Source organism: Clostridia bacterium, assembly GCA_034926675.1.
In the GTDB taxonomy this organism is placed as follows: domain Bacteria; phylum Bacillota; class DTU025; order DTU025; family DTU025; genus JAYFQW01.
The window spans coordinates 18,378-38,214 of the sequence record JAYFQW010000037.1 but is presented as its reverse complement, the minus strand read 5'-3'; the positions used below and the strand labels follow the sequence as shown (position 1 = coordinate 38,214).

The 19,837-nt window shown below is 59.8% G+C and carries 8 protein-coding genes; 4 read left to right on the top strand and 4 right to left on the bottom strand.

Going from position 1 to position 19,837, the window contains the following annotated elements; all coding sequences use genetic code 11:
• Positions 1-106: 106 nt before the first annotated feature.
• Together hypD and VB144_09945 are read right to left on the bottom strand one after the other, a co-directional pair.
• Positions 107-2,464, bottom strand: coding sequence for a trans-4-hydroxy-L-proline dehydratase (gene hypD, locus VB144_09950; protein ID MEA4883955.1), 2,358 nt, complete (start codon positions 2,462-2,464; stop codon positions 107-109).
• Between the two features lie 4 nt (positions 2,465-2,468).
• Positions 2,469-3,422 (bottom strand): glycyl-radical enzyme activating protein, encoded by a 954-nt coding sequence (locus tag VB144_09945; GenBank protein MEA4883954.1) that lies wholly within the window; start codon positions 3,420-3,422, stop codon positions 2,469-2,471.
• Between the two features lie 300 nt (positions 3,423-3,722).
• Here VB144_09945 and VB144_09940 point away from each other — a divergent pair, with 300 nt between their 5' ends.
• From VB144_09940 to VB144_09925, 4 genes are all read left to right on the top strand, one after another.
• Positions 3,723-4,283, top strand: coding sequence for a hypothetical protein (locus tag VB144_09940; protein MEA4883953.1), 561 nt, complete (start codon positions 3,723-3,725; stop codon positions 4,281-4,283).
• Between the two features lie 92 nt (positions 4,284-4,375).
• A complete protein-coding gene (pyk, locus tag VB144_09935; protein ID MEA4883952.1) occupies positions 4,376-5,797 on the top strand; it encodes a pyruvate kinase in 1,422 nt (473 codons plus the stop codon).
• 230 nt (positions 5,798-6,027) lie between these two features.
• A complete protein-coding gene (locus VB144_09930) occupies positions 6,028-15,213 on the top strand; it encodes a PKD domain-containing protein (protein MEA4883951.1) in 9,186 nt (3,061 codons plus the stop codon).
• Positions 15,214-15,323: 110 nt separating this feature from the next.
• Positions 15,324-16,199: a PorV/PorQ family protein gene (locus VB144_09925; GenBank protein ID MEA4883950.1), complete on the top strand. Its 876-nt coding sequence runs from the start codon at positions 15,324-15,326 to the stop codon at positions 16,197-16,199.
• 182 nt (positions 16,200-16,381) lie between these two features.
• On the opposite strand, the gene VB144_09920 is transcribed toward VB144_09925, so the two are convergent.
• A complete protein-coding gene (locus VB144_09920) occupies positions 16,382-18,049 on the bottom strand; it encodes a C69 family dipeptidase (GenBank protein ID MEA4883949.1) in 1,668 nt (555 codons plus the stop codon).
• A 114-nt stretch (positions 18,050-18,163) separates the two neighbouring features.
• On the bottom strand, positions 18,164-19,828 hold the full coding sequence (locus tag VB144_09915; protein MEA4883948.1) for a C69 family dipeptidase: 1,665 nt from the start codon (positions 19,826-19,828) through the stop codon (positions 18,164-18,166).
• Positions 19,829-19,837: the final 9 nt, after the last annotated feature.

Below are 19,837 nucleotides of genomic sequence, written 5' to 3'. Positions count from 1 at the left end.
GATTATACCTCTGCTCCTGCCATAAAGCAACATGCCCAACGGCTAAGGCCCAGCGGTTAAGCGACAACCCTCGGGGCATGCGCAAATCCTGGCGTCGTAGGTTCGGCTACATCGCCTCATGCTCGGTTCTGGCTATGATCTCATCCTGCAGCGCCCGGGATAGATCGCAGAAGTAGTCGGAGTAGCCTGCCACTCGGACGATCAGATCCCGATGCTTCTCAGGGTGGGTCTGTGCATCTAGGAGTGTTTCCGCATTGACCACGTTGAACTGGACATGGTGCCCGCCGAGCTTGAAGTAGCCCCTCACCAGGTGGGCAAGGTTATCGATTCCATCCTCGCCCTCAAGCACTCGCGGGGTGAACTTCACATTCAGAAGAGTTCCCCCGGTGAGCGCATGATCCATCTTGGAGGCGGACTTGAACACGGCTGTCGGCCCCCTGCGGTCTGCGCCCTGCACAGGCGAGATTCCCTCCGACAATGGCTGCCACGCTCGACGTCCATCTGGGGTAGCGCCAGTAACCGAGCCGAAGTATACGTGGCAGGTAGTGGGAAGCATGTCGACGCAGTATCGTCCGCCTTTGGTGTTGGGCCTTCCATCCACCGCGTCGAGAAATGCGTGGAACACACGGGACATGATGCCATCGGCATAGTCGTCGTCATTGCCGTACCTGGGCGTTTCCTCCCAGAGCGCCTTGCGCAGGCCGTCGCGCCCGTGGAAATCCCGGGATAGCGTGTCGAGGAGCTCCGCCATGGTCAGCCGCTTCTCATCGAACACATGGTGCATGATCGCGGATAGGCTGTCGGTGACAGTGCCGATTCCCACCCCTTGGATGTAGGTGGTATTGTATCTGGCCCCGCCATCGTTGTAATCGCGCCCTCTTGCCACGCAATCGTCAATGATCAGCGACATGAACGGCGCAGGCATGTAGGCTGCGTACAGCCGCTCTATCACGTTGTTTCCTCTGATCTTCACGTCTATGAAGTAGTTCAGCTGTTCTGTGAAGGCATGCCACAGCTCTTCGAAGCTCGAGAAACCTCGGGCATCTCCCGTGCGCGGGCCGAGCTGCACCCCTGTACGGGTATCCACCCCATTGAACAAGGCGAGTTCTATCACCTTGGGCAAGTTGAAGTATCCACTCAGTATGTAGCTTTCCTTCCCGAACGCGCCCGTCTCCACGCATCCGGAAGTCCCGCCGCACCTCGCGTCCTCCGGGGTCTTGCCCACCCTGAGCATCTCCTGCACTATGGTGTCGGCGTTGAAGATAGATGGCTGCCCCCAGCCCTTCCGGACTATTCTCAGAGCCCTCTTCAGAAACCGATCTGGGTTCTTGGCCGAAAGCTGTATGTTGGAGCTGGGTTGAAGCAGCCGCATCTCATCGATGACATCAAGCACCAGGTAGGTGACGTCGTTCACGCCATCCCTGCCATCGGACGTGAGCCCGCCGGAGTTGATGTTGGCGAAATCGGTGTATGTTCCGCTCTCAGCCGCAGTCACACCCACTTTGGGTGGGGCCGGCTGGTTATTGAACTTGATCCAGAAACACTGCAGAAGCTCCCGGGCTGACTCCTCGGTGAGAGAGCCCTCGGCAAGCCCCTTTCTGTAGAAAGGGTACAGATGCTGATCGAGCCTTCCCGGGTTGAAGGAATCCCACGTGTTGAGCTCAGTAATCACTCCGAGGTGGACGAACCAGTACGCCTGCAGAGCCTCCCAGAAGTCGCGCGGAGGGTTCTCAGGAACCCATGAGCACACTTCCGCGATTCTCCGGAGCTCGCCTGCGCGCTCCGGGCGCGCCTCCGACTGCGCCATGGAAGCCGCCAGCTCGGCATGGCGCCGAGCGTAGGCGATTATCGCCTCAGCCGCGATATCCATTGCCCGAAGCTCCTCTGACTTCGCGAGCGCTTCTGGATCCGCGAGATAGTCGAGGGATTCGAGGCGCCGGGCGATATCAGAGCGGATCTGTGCAAACCCCTTGTGATAGATCTTGTCGCCTGCCACGGTGTGTCCAGGCGCCCTCTGCTCCATGAACTCAGTGAAGATGCCCGCATCGTAGGCTGCCTTCCACTCGTCGGTCATGTTGGCGAAGATCATCTCCCGCATGGTTCTGCCTCTCCAGAACGGGATTATCCTCTCCTCCTGAATCCTGCGGACTTCTGGGGTCGATGTGAACGGTATCTTCTCGCGAGTGTTGAGGATCTCGAGATCTCCGATGGAATGGCAGCACAGCTCCGGATACGTGGGCGTCGCCTTCGGCTCTGGCCCGCGCTCTCCCACGATAAGCTCGCCATCTCCAATGTGGATCGCCTTGTGCTCCAACAGATACGCAAACGCCCTCGCACGGCGAATCGGCATCGACGCCGTCCGGTCGTTCGCATAGAACTCGGTGATCAGCTCGGCCCGTTCAATGGAGATGCAAGGCGCTGCCTCAAGGCTTCTGTGCCTTAGTTCGCGAACACGGTCATTCACGGCATCAACCTCCAATCTTCACATGAAGCCCAGCGGATTGAAGCTTCTCTGCAACACTCGTGATCAGTCCCTCGTCCGGTTCCGCCATTCCGTCAAGCAGGTACGGTCTGCCCAATCTGACATACTTCTCAGCGCCAATCCGATGATAGGGCAACAGGTCAATTCGAGATGGACGCCTGCCTTTGAGGGAATCCAGGAGATCCCCAAGTGCGCGCAGGTTGGCATCTCCATCGTTCACCCCGGGGATCAGTGGCATGCGCAGGATGATCCTGCTGCCCCCAGCGGCGAGCCTCCTAAGGTTTGCGATGATGACCTCATTCGAGCAACCGGTGTAAGCCAGGTGAACCCCTGGATCCAGCGCCTTAACATCGAACAGCCACAGATCTGCCAGATGTGCCGCTGAGTCCACAACTGAGGCAGGCGCCACTCCGCTGGTGTCGACGGCAGTGTGGATTTCGCGCTCTACACACGCCCGGAGGAGCGCCATGAGGAACTCGGGCTGCGCAAGGGGTTCACCGCCTGTGAAGGTGGCGCCGCCACCGGATTCGTCATAGAACACCCGGTCGCGCTCGATCTCTTCCATCACCTGATGTACGGAGGCTGCCTTACCCGCGATTGTCCTCGCCGCAGCCGCGCATGCCTTCACGCACGCTCCACACGAAATACACAGCTCCTGCCTTGTGATCGGCCTTCCGCTGCCATCCTCCGCGATTCGTATCGCTCCAGACGCACATGCACTCACGCAGGCGCCGCACCGAGTGCACCTGTCTGGCCAGTACATCACGCTATCCTCGAATTCCTGGCTCTCCGGGTTGTGGCACCACACGCACCGCACAGGGCAGCCTTTGAAGAATACTGCAGTCCTGATGCCTGGGCCATCGTGAATCGAGTACCGCCGAATGTCGAATACGCGCCCTATTGGCGCTCCCTCTGCCAATCCCGCAGCTGCCGTCGCCATCGCCGCTCCCGCCTATTCAACAGCATTCGAACACTTCACTACTATGTTGACTTATGCATAATTCTCCTTTGCATCCCCGTTTCCCTCCAAAGCGGCGCCGCGCCCACGCCTATGCTAGATCATACTGAGCGCTTCGCATGCGTATGCTCTAACATGCTCTTCAGTGCAGCAGCTTCCCGGCTGACGCTCAGAGAGGCACATGCCGACGTCCGATCGAATGAAGTCATGTCATGAATGGAGGACATGATACAGATGCGTCGAAATGATCACTCAAACGTAGGAATCTGGAGGTGGAGCGTTGTGACGGACTTTCTGGATAAGTTTGCCAAGACGATTGCCTCGGGCATAGACGCGATGGGATCCAAGTCCAAGGAGTTCCTCGATGTCCAGCGGGTGAAATCGAGAATCGCGGATCTCAATGCGAAGAGAAGGCTGCTATGCGAGGAACTGGGCAAGCTGACCCATGCGATGATGAATGGAGCGAAGTTCGATCAGGACAAGCTGCGAGCAAAGTCAGGCGAGATCTCGGCTGTGGAGGCTCTGATCGCCGACGCCGAGGCTGAGCTCGAGCATGTTCGAGAGATGGCGCGGGAGCCGCGGTCCCACGATAGCAGCACACCCGAGGTTCAGCCATCAAGGCCGGCGCCAGAGGAGGCTAGCCCGCCCTGCGCGCCAGCGGCGCCGGAGTCGCTAGTGACCGCGACAGACTCAGCGTCTACAGCAGAGCCCGCTTCGGCCGCTGAAGGCCCCACCCCGGGAAGCCCGGAGGCGCCTCTCACCTGCGAGTGCGGCGCGAGTCTGGTGGAAGGCGCCCGCTACTGTGTGTCATGCGGAAGGCCGGTGTACGTGCCCGAATCATAGACCGCACGGCGAGAGCCAGGCGCCGCCCAATGCTGTTAGGAGGCCGGGGCCGATGCCCCGGCCATTCCATTAACTCGAAAGGTGTATTCTGCATGAGAAAAACGAAGATCGTCTGCACCATAGGACCAGCAAGTGAGGATATCGAACGGCTCCGACAGCTCACCGCGGCAGGCATGGACGTGGCGAGGCTCAACTTCTCTCACGGATCCCATGAGGAGCATGCGGCACGGGTAGCGCGCATTCGCACTGTGGAGGCTGAGTTCGGCCGGCCCATCGCCATCCTGCTGGACACCAAGGGGCCCGAGATTCGCATAGGCACATTCGCCGATAAGATGATCACCCTCAACGCAGGAGATGCTTTCACGCTTACGACTGAGCCAGTAGTTGGGAGTTCCAGCATCGTGAGCGTGAACTACGCGGGGCTTCCGGCGACGGTTGTACCCCGCGACCGTCTGCTTCTCGATGATGGGCTCCTCGAGCTAGAGGTCAAGTCAGTGGCAGGATCATCGGTGGAGTGCCGGGTCATGGTCGGCGGACAGCTAGGCGACCACAAGCGGCTCTCGCTTCCCGGGAAGAAGCTGAACCTCCCCGCCCTTTCCGATGCCGATAGGAGCGATCTCATCTTCGGAATAGAGTACGGGGTGGATATCATCGCCGCCTCTTTCATCAGGAACGCGTCGGATGTGGCAGAGATCAAGCAGTTCCTCGCTGCCAACGGGTCCGGAATCCCAGTGATCGCTAAGATCGAGAGCAGGGATGGAATCGAGAACCTTGATTCCATCCTCAGGGCAGCCGACGGCCTCATGGTGGCAAGGGGCGACATGGGAGTGGAGCTTCCCGCTGAAGATGTGCCGATCATCCAAAAGCAGATGATACACAAGTCCAGAAAGGCGGGCAAGCCGGTCATCACCGCCACGCAGATGCTGGATTCCATGACGAGAAACCCCCACCCCACCCGCGCAGAAGTCAGCGATGTGGCCAATGCCGTTTTCGATGGAACTGATGCAGTAATGCTCAGTGGCGAGACCGCGCAAGGCAAGTACCCTGTGCAGTCAGTACGCACCATGGCCAGGATCGCCGAGAGGACCGAAACCGCCCTGCAGTTCTCTGAGGCCGTAACCTATCGGGCGATCGGGGCCGCGTCATCTGTGACCGATGCCATCGGCCACGCGACAGTGCAGATAGCCGCAGAGGTGAACGCTGCCGCCATTATCACATCCACAGTGTCGGGCTGGACTGCCAGAATGGTGTCGAAGCACCGCCCTCGAACCAAGATAGTAGCAGTGACGCCCGATGAGCGCACGGCGAGGTTCCTGAACCTGTTGTGGGGTGTGTTTCCAGTGGTAGGTGAAGACATCAAAACAACCGACCAGATGATCAACATAGCCACAGCAAGATCCCTCCAAGCAGGGCTGGTCTACCCAGGTGACACCGTCGTAATAACGGCGGGCGTTCCCGTTGGAGTCGCGGGAACCACAAACCTCATAAAGGTGCACGAGATCGAAAAAGCCTGAACGTCTGCCTCACGTGACAGTATTCGTAACATTCCGTGAACGGCAGGATTCCGGTGTCCATATGCCGTATTGCACATCAAATCTGGCACTTGGCCGTGACGCCCGGCTTGGCAGTAGGCCGCGGCGCCATGGTCAATATGCGCGGGGGTGGTCTTGCGCTTCAACGTATACTGTCCACTGTCAGTTTACAGCGAATTATCACGACGAACACAGGAAGGAGAGAGCCATACATGGCAGAGAACCAGCGTACCTCGGTTCTTCTGACGGCCATGGCCATACTGCTGATCCTTGCCTTCTTCACAGGAGGATCAGCGTTGGCCAAGGGCGCTCCCGCAGGCCTCCACGGCGGCTGGCAGCCCGGCCCCGGGGAATACCATCCGAACCGGGTGATCGTCCGCTTCTCAAGCGAGGTTCGGACAGACTCTATCAGCGCCACAGCGGCAGGCGCAACCATCGAGCGACTCGGATACACTATACGCAGGGTAACCAGCTTCAGCCCCAGCTTCGAGTCGCCTGAGGGTGTGACCATAGGCGTGGTGGAGCTGCCTTCAGGGGTCACTCCCGATGCGGCAGTGGCTGAGCTGTCCCGCATGCCCGGCGTGCTGTATGCTGAGCGAGACTACAAGGTTTACGTCGACCAGGTCCCCGTCATACCCAACGACACTAGGTTTGCAGAGATGTGGGGCCTTCACAACGAGAATCTGCCTCCTGCCTACAAGGATCCTGAGATGAGCGGAAGCCCAGTCAATGATGCTGACATCGATGCTCCGGAGGCGTGGGAGCAGCACACAGGCTCCGGAGATGTTGTAGTAGCCATCATAGATACCGGCGCCTACATTCACCACCCTGACCTCGCGCCGAACATCTGGGTGAACCCAGGCGAGATACCAGGCAACGGAGTTGATGATGACCACAACGGCTATGTCGATGACGTCAATGGATGGGACTACTTCAACGGCGACAACTCAGTGTTCGATCCCAATGAGCGAGATAGTAACGGATACCTCAATGACGAGCACGGAACACATACATCAGGCACAATCGGAGCAGTGTCGAACAACGCGATGGGTGTTGCAGGCATCAACTGGAACGTCAAGGTGATTGTGCTAAAGTTCATCGGCCCCGATGGAGGCTACACTTCCGACGCAATCCTTGCGCTTCAGTATGCCGCCGGAAAGGGCGCCGTCCTCGCCTCCTGCAGTTGGGGCGGAGGCGGGTACGAGCAGGCGCTCAAGGATGCAATCGAGGCCTCGGGGATGCTGGTGGTATGCGCCGCAGGCAATAGCGGCGCGAACACCGATGTCAGCCCCCACTATCCATCGAGCTATGACTCGTCCAACATCATATCAGTGGCAGCCAGCATGCAGAACGACGAACCCTGCAGCTACCCGGATTGGTGGAGCACATGCTGGGGCCCTGTGAGCGTGGACCTGTTCGCTCCCGGAGGATACATACTATCCACGGTGCCCCCTGACCCCGTTCCTCCTACCCCCACAGAGAACTACGCATTCTTCTACGGCACATCCATGGCCACCCCTCACGTGTCGGGAGCAGCAGCGCTGGTGCATGCGAGGTACCCCGAGATGCCTCTGTACCCCGGCGCCGCGGGCTGGTCCCCTGGCATGCCCAACGTGAAGGACACCATCCTGGGCACAGTAGACGTGAAGCCAGCCTTCCAGGGGAAGGTCCTCACGGGTGGGCGTCTTAACGCTGCCGCCGCACTCACCGCAGGCGGCGCACCAGTGATAACTTCCGCGACAGCTGACCCCACGTACGGGCCTCCCCCACTTCAGGTCGCATTCACCGCATCGGCGATGGCGCCTACAGGCCAGATCGTTGATGTGTGGTGGGAGTTCGGAGACGGGTCGTCTCCAGTGCACGAGTACAATGTGGATCACACCTACACAGATCAAGGCTCGTATGATGCCTCGTTCCATGTTCTCAACGACTCCGGCATTGAGAGCATTGCGGTCATCAGGATCCAGGTGTTCTTCCCGCCTGTGATAGGGGTGGATCCGACCTCGCTCCAGTGCAGCCTCCGCTGGGGTGAGCAAGACGCGAGGTTCGTCACGATAACCAACTCCGGTCTGGGAGACCTGAACTACACAGCCGCAGTCAGGCTCCTCGGCAGAGTGGAGCAAACCGCTGCCGGCGCAAAGATCGGGAAGCTCGGTTCGGGAGGCCCCGACCAATACGGCTACTTCTGGATGGACTCCGACGAGCCGGGGGTTGGCGAACCAGAGTGGAACGACATCTCCGCTGTTGGCACTGAGATCACGCTATCCGATGATGGAAGCCAGCTGGTGGACCTGCCGTTCACATTCCCGTTCTACGGCCAGCCCAAGACCCAGGTCCGCATATGTTCCAACGGGTATCTCACGTTTGGAGCATCCGGGTCATCCTGGTCGAACGCAGCGATTCCGTCGTCAGCCGCTCCCAACGACCTGCTGGCCGTCTTCTGGGACGATCTGAACCCGAGCGCAGGCGGTCACGTGTACTACTTGGCCGACGACGAAGGGTTCATCGTCCAGTGGGACAGCATACCCAGGCTTGGAAGTGGAGGGCCATACACCTTCCAGGCCATACTGGCTCCCCAGGGCGGGATCATCTATCAGTACAAGACTATGGCCGGCTCGCGTCTTAACGAGGCCACCATAGGAATCGAGAACTCCACTGGCTCGGATGGACTTCAGGCGGCATACAACCAGCCGTATGTCCACGACGACCTGGCAGTCGTGTTCATTCCCGGCTGGGCCATGCTGTTCCCCACCGAAGGAACAGTGGCGCCGGGTGATACTGCGGATCTGGAAGTGCTCTTCTTCGCTGACCATCTGCCTGAAGGAGACTACGCGGCAGACGTGGTGATCGAGAGCAATGACCCCGAGCGACCCGAGGTCACCGTTGACACTCTTCTTCACGTGGAATCGGTGATTCCTCCAGTCATCTCCAGTCTTGCCGCTCAGCCGTGGGCTGGAAAGGCCCCGCTCACCGTGGAATTCGCCGCGCAGGCGAGCGATAGCGACGGCCACATCGCCGAGATCGAATGGGATTACGGCGATGGAAGCGCCCACGCGATGGGAACACTCACGGCGACTCACGTCTATGAGAATGATGGAGAGTACGATGCCGTCCTCACCATCACCGACGACGACGGCCTGACTGATGCTGAGAGTGTTCACATCGTCGTCCGCGACCTTCCCAAGGCATCGGTTGAGCCTCCGGCGATCGCTTCCGCGGTCCGCGCGCATAGGTCGCGGCAAGAGAAGCTCACCGTGACCAACACGGGCGACGCCGCGCTTGTGTTCACTGCGACAGCTGTCACCTCGTCCGTTCCTGAGATATTCAGGAAACCCGTGGAACCGACTGAGATGTGGGAAGCGGGAGGCAAGGATGACGTGGATCCTCGCCCATCCGGCGCCTTCCCCACTGGGGCAGGCGGACCAGATGCCTTCGGCTACATGTGGAAGGATTCCGACGCCGCAGGCGGGCCCGTTTTCGACTGGGTTGAGATCAGCGGAGTTGGAACCCAACTCTCAGGGCTCACCGACGACGAATACGTCGATGTGGCCTTGCCATGGGCATTCCCCTTCTATGGACAGACGCGCACCTCCGTGAAGGTGAACGCCAACGGGCATCTCACATTCGGCGCCACCGGATCAATGCCATACTCGAATGACCCGATCCCCAACCCGCGCCTGCCGAACGATCTCATGGCGGTCTACTGGGACGATCTGCGGCCCGCGGGAGCTCCTGCAGGCGGCGGTGTGTTCCAGTATTACGACGCGGCAAATGACCGGTTCATCGTCGAGTACAATCAGGCGCCGCGATACTACACGAATGGGTCATACACATTCCAGGTTATCCTCTACCCCAACGGCACTATCATCTACCAGTATCTCGACATGACATTCTCCTCTGCTTCGTATGCGAAAGACGGAACTGTGGGCATCGAAAACGGCGCTGGCGACGACGGCCTGCAGATTCTGTACAACACTGCAGGATACATGAAGAACGGCCTCGCCATCAAGATATGGCCGTTTGCGTGGCTCTCTCTCGATCCAGCAGGCGGAACCATAGCTCCAGGCGCAAGTATGGAGCTTGATGTCGTGGTCGACCTCACTCCAGTCCAGTCCGGTTCGCTCGAAGGCGCAGTGGTCCTCGAGACCAACGACGTGCGGAAGCCAGTGACGGTCGTGCCTGTGCAGGTCAATGTGATCCCCAACCAGTCGCCGGTGATCACGGCCTGCGGGGTCAACCCGCCTCAAGGCCCAGTCACTATGAACTTCCAGTTCGTAGCTGCAGCGGGCGATCCCGACGGGGCCATCGCTCACAAGTACTGGACCTTCGGTGATGGCGCGCCCGCTGTCCATGAATTCGTCGCAGAGCACACCTACGCATCCGATGGGCTGTACACTGCGACTTTCACAGCAGTTGACAACGACGGCTATGTGGTCACTGCTGATGTGAAGGTCCGGGTTGAGCAGCCCCCAGCGGCCTCCTGGACACCGAGCCAGTTCCGACTCACCATGGCTCAGGGCCAGATTGCCGAAAGAACACTGACCCTGTCCAATGCTGGGCCAGGCCGGTTGGCATTCGGAAGCGAAGCGCCTGCCAACTCGGTGCATATGCCTGAAAGGCTGGCATATTCTGGGGCAGCCGACCACTGCAGGATAACGGCATCCGGCCTATACAAGCCAAACGAGAACTGCGAGCGCTCGCCGTGGCTGCCCAGTGCAGTAGGCACGGTGATTGCGAGCTGGACCTCTCCCGCGCCTGTTACGCTCACCTGGGGCGTGGGGGCGAACTGGGACACAAGCGATGTGATCATCGGCGACCCCGACGCACTGAAAGACGTCGTGGTCACCGCCGACGGAGCGTACGCCGGGAAGATCTGGGATACATCCTTCGGAGGCAGCTGGGCTGCTGACATGGCGTTCACTGGTGAGAGCGTCTGGCAAGTGAACGTTGGAGGGGATAACGGGATCTACAAGCTCAACCCGGACACTGGCGCAGTGCTCGGGTCCATAACCACCGGGGCGTGGGCAGGAACCTCCCAGCGGGGCCTGGCCTACAACTCCAACGACGACACGTTCTACATCGGCGGATGGAACGAGGACATCATATACCACATCAAGGGTGAGACATGGGCCGACCCGGGCGGGGTCATTGATCAGTGGTCCATGCCGGTTGCCATCGCAGGGCTAGCCTACCATCCGATGGCGAACATCCTGGCGGTCACGAACAACGGAGAACCGGATATGGTGTACTTCGTCGACCCAGTGAGCCATTCTGTCGTAGCGCAGTTCCCGCACCCTGCAGGGCTAACATACAGCGGCGCCGGGTGCGAATTCGATTCCGAAGGCAACCTGTGGATCGCATCCCAGGGAAACAACACCATGTACCTAGTGGAAACAGACCTCGGCCCAACGCTTGCCAGATGGCTCACCTGGAGCCCTAGGAACGGAACGGTGGCGGCAGGCGGGTCTGAACAGATCACTGTAGCAGTGAACAGTGAGCGCCTGAGCCCCGGCTCGCACAGCGGCGCGATTGTTCTCTACACCAACGACACTGAGTACCCCATGATCATGGTCCCAGTGGACGTGAATGTAGCGAGGCCGCCCGTGATCACCGAGGCAAGCGCAATGCCTCTCATTGGCGAACCCCCGCTTCAGGTGGCATTCCACGCGGCCTACTCCGCTCCCGAAACGCAGGTTGCGTCCTACGGCTGGGATTTCGGCGACGGTTCCTCATCGACGGCCCTCGACGCAGTGCACACCTACACTGCAGCTGGGGCATACACGGCCGTGTTCACTGTCACCGATGCCCTTGGCGCACAGGCGAAGGCGAGCTTCGCGATCGATGTGAGGCCCCTTCCCCACGCTGAAGTGGAGCCCACGTCCATAGAACTCACCCTGGCGGCGAACGCGACAGCTTCGAGGACCGTGGCTGTGAAGAACAGTGCAGGCAATGCGCCTCTCACCTTCTCCGCTAAGGTGAAAGGCGGACCAGCTCCTCTGATAGCCATGCCCAAGAGGGTCGGATTCGCCTCCATGACCAGCGCGACGAGTGCCGAAGGGCTGTACGATCCACTCAGCACTGAAGTGGTAGAGCGGATTGCAGCCTCAGTAAGGCCAAACGCCATCGGCGATGTGATAGCATCGTGGCCCGCTCCGGCGAGCATCGATAATCCCTGGGGAGTGGGCTTCGACGGCGCGAACGTTTGGATAGCCGATCCGTCGCCGAAGAAGGATCACGTGGTCACACCCGCCGGGGCCCACACCGGAACCATCTTCGCCACTCCGTGGGCAGGATCCTGGCCTGGCGATATGGCCTACGATGCGGCCCGAAATCTGGTGTGGCAAGTGAATGTGGGAGGCGACAATGGAATCTACGGCCTCAACGCGGCCACCGGCGCAGTAATGATGAGCATCACATCCGGAGGCTCATGGACCTCGGTATCCCAGCGGGGGCTGGCCTACAACGCTGGTGACGACACCTTCTACATCGGTGGATGGAATCAGGACATCATATACCACGTCAAGGGACCAAGCTGGGATATTCCCGGCGCGGTCATTGAGCAGTGGGCCTTCCCAGTGGGCATAGCAGGACTGGCGTGGCATCCCAATGGCGTCCTGTTTGTATCGAACAACGGATCGCCCGACATGATCTACGCGATCGATGTGGCCTCACGAGCCGTGATTGCACAGTTCCCACACCCCGCCGGGCTCAATTACAGCGGGGCCGGGATGGAGCTGGATACAGACGGCAATCTGTGGGTCACGTCGCAGGACAACAAGTACGTCTACCTGGTCAATACCGAGATGCCGATAGCCCGCGGAATCACAGTCGACCCCACTAGTGGAACTGTGGGCGCCGGAGCAGTCTGCGAGCTTGCGGTCACGTTCGTCGGCAGCGAGATCGGCATGCCCGGCGACGACGTCCATAAGCACATCGAGATCACGACGAATGACCCGTTCAATGCAGCGCTCAATGTGGACCTGCTCATTCACATACAGGCAGGCCCGTCCATCACTGGCGTGACCGCTGCTCCCCAAATTGGGCAACCGCCGCTCTCCGTGAGCTTCGATGCCACGGTGACTCCGGGAGCTGTGCCAGTAGTAGATGTGTGGTGGGAGTTCGGCGATGGGTCTGATCCTGTGCATAACGCCCACGCGGAGCACGTCTACTCCAGCATTGGGGAGTATGAAGCAAGGGTGCACGCAGTGGATGAGAACGGAGTCGAGGCATCCATCAAGACGGCGATCTCCGTGAAATGGCTCCCCACACTAGGGGTTGAACCCCTGAGCTTCAACGAGGTCATCGCGGCAGGCTCGGAAATCCAGACAAATCTGAACGTGAGCAATACAGGGGCTGCCCCGATGAACTTCACGGTGGGCGTGGCGCCGAGCTTCGCCCAGAGCCCTGAGTGGAAGCAGTACGCCTCGGCAGCGCACTCCAAGGGCGAGTATGCGCTTGAACCCAGGGGGTACGCAGGTGCAGGCGCCGGCGGACCCGATCAGTTCGGCTATGTGTGGATGGACAGCAACCAGGAGCACGGACCCGTATACGAGTGGATCGAGATCGAGAGCCTTGGAACGCGCGTTCCACTGACGGATGAATCAGGAGTGAGCGTGCCGCTGCCGTTCAGGTTCCCGTTCTACGGCCAGGCGAAAACCACAGTGAATATCGCCTCCAACGGCTACCTGACGTTCGATTCGGCCTCGATTCGCGGGTTCTACATCAACGGCCCGATTCCCGATGGGGCGAAACCCAACGATATGATCGCAGCGTTCTGGGATGATCTCGATCCGGGAACAGCAGGCGCCAACGTGTTCTACTACTACGACGAGCCGGGCCGCCGGTTCATCGTGGAGTTCCAGAGTGTTCCCCAGTGGGGCAGTTCCTCGGGCATGACGTTCCAGGTGATCCTGAGGCCCGACGGAACAATCGTCTGCCAGTATCTAGACATGCCAGGGGATGTGTCATCGGCCACCTTAGGCATCGAAAATGCCATCGGCGATGACGGACTGCAGGTCGCCTACAACGCGTCCTACATCGAGGATGGCCTGGCAGTCGCATTCGCCCCTGTTGGCTCAGTGATATCGGTGAACCCCACCTCTGGCCGTCTGCTCGCAGGAGGCAGGCAGGATGTTGTAGTGACACTGGGCTCCCCCGCAGCGGCGCCTGGAACCTACTCACTCTACATCTACGTCTCTGCTGACGATCCGTACCGCCCATTCGCGGCAATACCTGTGGCCCTGAAACTGAATCTCCCCCCTGCCGTTACGATTTCCGCCCCTGCAGCGGGTGAAGAGTGGCGTGGGACGAAGGAGATCATGTGGACAGCCGCTGACCCGGATGATGCAGCAGATGACCTAGCCATCGACATCTACTGGGCTCGCGACGCCGAGAACTGGCGCGAGCTCGCTGCCGACATCGCCAATACTGGTTCCCACCCTTGGGATACCTGGACCGTCGGCGCGGGCGGCGACTCCTTCCGTGTACGAGTCGTGGCCACCGACCCAGCAGGCGAATCCAATGAAGGCATCGCTGGGCCGTTCACTATCGTGAACGATCCGCCTGTCGCCGCCTTCTCATTCGCACCCTCCCCTGCTAAAGTCACGGATGAGGTGGAGTTCGCCGACGAGTCCACCGACGATGGCGAGATTGCCACGTGGCTGTGGAAGTTCGGCGACGGCGTAAGCAGTTCTGAGAAGAGCCCCAAGCACAAGTACACAGCGAAGGGCAAGTTCACGGTGGAGCTGACCGTCGCCGACAATGGTGGACTAACAGGCACGATCCAGCACGAGATCACAGTGATCAACACCGCGCCGACGGTGAAGATCGGAAAGCCCGAGGCCGGCGCGGTTTGGACTGGGGTCCGGTTCATCGAGTACGAGGCATCAGACCCAGACGGCGATGAGCTCACCATGACCTTCGAATACGACTATCTCGCAGATAACTTCGGCTGGGCCATGATTGCGGCCGGGCAGGAGAACACCGGGAAGTACGAATGGGATACTTCGAAGGTCGACAAGGGCGGGTTGTATCGAGTAAGGGTGACTGCGTTCGATACGGAGAACGAGAGTGCGCAGACCACGAGCGAGCAGTTCACCATAGTGGTGCTTTCCCGCCCTGTGATTGCCGCGCCCAACCCTGCAGAGAGCTATGTGACGTTCTATTACAGCATAGCTTCTGCGGGTCAGCTGTACGTATACGACATTGCAGGACGCCTCGTCCACAAGGCCGCACTTCCAAGCACGGCCAACTCGTATACCTGGGGCCTTGCATCATCAGACGGCAGGCCGCTCGCATACGGGCTCTACCTCTACGTCGTAGTGACTGAGAGCGGCGAGAAATCGGAGGTCGGAAGGCTAGTGGTAAGCCACGGACAGTCAGGTCCGGGCCCAATGTAGCGGGCAATAGGGGATCCTACCGGGCGCCCGACGGCCGTACCGCTGGCGGGCGCCTAGGATCGATGGATGAACTGACATGGCGCCGCAGAAGTATGAAGGAGGCTGAGCAAATGCGATTCAAAATGACCGCGGCCGTCCTGGCTGTGGCAGCTGTGCTAGCTTGTAGCACGATGACCATGGCCTCGACGAACCCGGTGGGCACGGCCGCGATGATGGATATCGGAATGGGCGCCCGCGCCCTTGGAATGGGAGGCGCCAACATCGCAGTCGCCGATGATGGTGCGGCCATATACTACAACCCTGCTGGCCTTGGGCTGATGCAGAGGCGCTGCCTGACGTCTCTATACACCAGCCAGTTCAGGGCGGCAAACTACATGGCCGTAGGGTACTCCCAGCGCAACATCGGAGTTGGACTGCTTAGGCTCGACGCATCGGGAATTGAAGAGACCGACGAATTCGCCAACGTGACAGGGGTTTTCGGAGTGGCGGACCTTACCGCCGTGGCCGGCGGTGGGTTCGAGGTGATTCCGAACCTGAGCCTAGGCGGGGCGCTGAAATACTATTACCAGAGCCTGCCTGCTTCCTCTGGCTGGGGAATCACTGGAGATGTGGGCGCACTATGGACCCCAATGCCATGGATGAGCGTAGGCGTGGTGGGCCGGAATCTGCTAGGCAGCGTGAAATACAAAGATGGCGAATCCGACCCGTTCGAGAGGTCCTTCGGGCTCGGAGTGGCGTTCCGCCCGATGAAAGGCCTTCTCCTGGCCGCCGATGCGGTGTACCAGAACCAAGCGACGCTGAAGGCAGGCGCTGAGTATCAGTTCGGGCCGGTGGCACTCCGAGCAGGCGGTTCATGGGGAGCAGGGCAAACCTCGCTCACCGCCGGCGCAGGCTTCTCTGTACAGGTGCTGAGTATCGACTACTCGTACCAGACCCACAGCATCCTGCCTGATAGCCACAGGATATCCATTTCCGCAAGGTTCTAGAGGCCTGGCTCCCGGGTGCATCCGCACACGGCCAAGCCCGGGCATGGTGGAAGCTCCGATACTAGCGCGCTCACCCACGGAGAGGCCCCTGCGTTTCGCAGGGGCCTCTCCCATTGCGGCAGTCGCCGCTACGCTCGGCCCCTCGTCGGAATCCTGCGGGACCGAGTCGCGGTCGATGTCAACTACCTCGCGTAGTGATCTGCTTCGTCGAGGCCGACGACCTTCTTCAGCCAGGCCTCCGGATATCCAGGTGACGAGATCTTCGTGCCATCGTTGATGAATCCCGCATTGTACTTCCATAGCAGCTTATCCAGGAAGGCCCACCAGGCGTCCCGCACTGCATATGCGTTATCGCCACAGTAGTCTGTGAGGAACGCGCACGCGAGCGCAGGATCTTTACTGTAGAGTTCCAACGCCTGGGCATCGACGGCTGCCTGCTCCCGCATGGCCTTGCCTTCCCATGCATCCTGCATGACGTTGATGTCCGTAATCATCAGGGACCACCTGAGATCGGCCAGGGTGTTCACGGTGGATACCGCCCACCAAAGCGACTCGCGGGTGAACTCCATGTGAGATCCTGACTTCTCTCCGATGCAGTCAGCAATCTTGGACACGCTGTTGTAGAAGGGTACGAAGCACGTGGTGGCGGAGACCGCTGGACCGTACCAGAGCACTCCGCCGATTTCGTTGGGCAGCCACCCTCGGGACTGCGTCATGATGACATACTCGCAACCTATCGCCGAAATGGTCCTGTTGAACGAATAGGCCTTGCCATCCACCTTGAAGTTCCATCCGGGATAGCGGCGTGGGTTAGCCCATGGACCAGCCGTAATGCTCGTTGTCTGGTCGAACTGGCTTCCCTCGTAGTGATCTCGGTGAAGCTTGGCGATGTCCGCCATCGCGAGTTTGCGCTCGGCCTTGATCGAGAACGGCGGGTTTGCCTCAGTTATCGACGCGCTGGCCTGTGGCGCCACGAGGCTGAATATCCGCACGATCCTCCTGTAGCTGTAGTCGGGCCTGACTCTGTCGCAGAAGTCGAAACGCCAGTTGAGCTTCTTGCCCGACTCCGGGGTCCACCAGCCCTTTTCCTCTGCGAATTCGCGGATGCCAGGGCCTACCATGAAGCTCTCCTGGTCGTCGAAGTCGATCTCCGGTATCACTGAGGAGTTGGATGACACCGCTACATGGCCATCAGGAACCCGAGCAGCCGCCCAGAACGCTCCGGGCTCCTCATCGCCAGGGGACCACAGAGCCCCCGGGCCGACGATCTCGAATACCCAGCACTCCTTGGTATCGGATACCGACAGCTCCTCACCGGAATCCTTGTAGCCATACTTCACGGCCAGGTCTCCCATGACCTGAATCGCCTCTCGAGCGGTAGCGCCCCTCTCCATCGCAAGCATTGAGAGGTTGGTTATGTCGAACATGCCGTTCTTGTTGCCGAAGTCAGCGCGGCCCCCTATTGTGGTCTCGCCTATTCCAACCTGTTTCTCGTTGATCATGCCGAAGAGGCCCTTGATGTACCCATAGGTGTGGCCCACCTGCGGTATCATCGCGCCTGTCGGTTTGGAAGCATCGGATATCCTCTGCCCACCGGTCCATTGGGGCAGATAGGGCACTTCCACCATGGAACCGGGCGCCCAGTCCTTTGCAGGCGCCTTCTCGATCTCAAACGCGCAGGATCCACAGTCTGCCGTATGAGTCACCGTTGCCGAACCGTCAACCGACGCGCCTGGCGTGACCAGTACGGAGGTGCAAGCGAATGCCGCCGAGGAAAGCGATAGGACGAGAACGCAGACAGCCATCACGACATGGCAGGATCTGTAATGCGAAAATGGCCTTGCTCTCACTTTCTGATCCTCCTAGTGCCCGTGGTAACCGGGCATAGTTGCCCTGACGGGGATGTGATAACGTAACAGCGCACCGCGAGGGGAGAACCATCCCCTCGCGGCCAACGAATGGAACTACCGCTTGTACCAGTCACCAGTGTCGAACTGGATCATCATCCTGACCCAATCCTCGGAAAGGGCCGGAGTGGTTATCTTGCCGTCTTCCGTGATTGTCCAGGCGTTGTACTTGCACATGAGCCTGTCGAGCAGATCCCAGTACCCATCTCGGGCAGACTCAACATTACGGTTGCAGTAGTCGGTCAGGAACTCCGTCGCAAGCTTTGGATCGTTCTCGTACAGATGGAGCGCCGCAGTGTCGATGGCTGCCTGCATTTTGATGGCGAGCCCTTCGTACTGCTCCCTAGTCGCCTGAATGTCCTTGATGATGTAGGAGTACTTCAGGTCTGCGTAGGTGTTCACGGCCGACACCGCCCACCAGTAGGAGGTCCGCGTGAAGGTGTGGTGGTCGCCAGCCTTTGTGTTCAGGCACTCCGAGATGTTGGTCACGGAGTTGTAAATCGGCACGTAGTTGCTGCCATCCGGGTTCGAAGGAGCATACCACAGAATGCCCCCTATGGCATCAGGAAGCCAAGCGCGCGACTGGGCAATGATGCTGTATTCGCATCCTGGAATGGCGATCCTTCGCTGGAACGCGTACCTGTTCCCGTCGATCGCCGGCGGAGTGCCTTTCGACCGCGGATTACCCCATGGGCCCGACATTACGCCCTTGGTGCTATCGTAGGGCGTGCCCTCGTAGTGGTCACGGTGGATCGCAGCGATGTCGGCTATGGATAGCTTCTTGTCGACCGGCACCGAGAACGGAAGGTTAGTCTCATCCAGAGTGCCCGCGAGCGATGGGGCAGCCAGGCCGAATATGCGCCACACGCGGCGACCGCATGTGACGAAGGACGTCGCGTTACAGAAGTGCTTTCTCCAGCTGAACTCGGCTCCACTCGCCGGATCGTACCAACCCTTCTCTATCGCGTACTCCTTGATGCCAGGACCATACATGAAATTGCTGTGATCGTCGAAATCGATTACATCGATCACCGCGTTGTTGCAGCAAGCCGCGATATGCCCATCGGGCACACGCTGCGCAATCCAGAAAGCCCCGGGTTCCACATCGCCCTGCTCCCACAGGGGGCCGGGGCCTGAGATCTCGAACAGCCACGCTTCATGTGAATCGGATACTGCCAGCGCTTCCCCGGCATCCTTGTACCCGTACGTCACCGCAACGTCGCCCATGGTCTGGATTGCCTCTCGGGCGCTGTTGCCCCGTTCCATTGCGAGCATCGAAAGGTTGGTAATATCGACAATGCCGTTGGGGTTCTTCGATTGAGGCCTGTTGCTCGTGGTTGTCTCGCCGATTCCCACTTGCTTGTCGTTGATCATCCCGAAGATCCCTTTGATGTAGCCATTGGTATGGGCAACCTGTGGGATGAACTTCCCTGTGGGCTTCATCACGTCATGTATCTGGTAGCCGCCTGTGAACTGGGGAAGGTAGGGCGCCTCAACTGTGGCGCCCTCGGGCCAGTCCTTCGCTGGGATCTTCTCGATCTCAAAGGCGCACATGCCGCAGTCGGCTGTTTGGGTAACAGAGGCGGAGCCATCTACTGACGCACCCGGGGAAACCAGTACGGAGGTGCACGCGAATGCCGCCGACGAAACCGCCAGAACCAGAATGCACACGGCCACGGTTATGAGTCTGCCCTTGAAACATGAGCCAGGGTTGCGCCTCATCTTTCACAC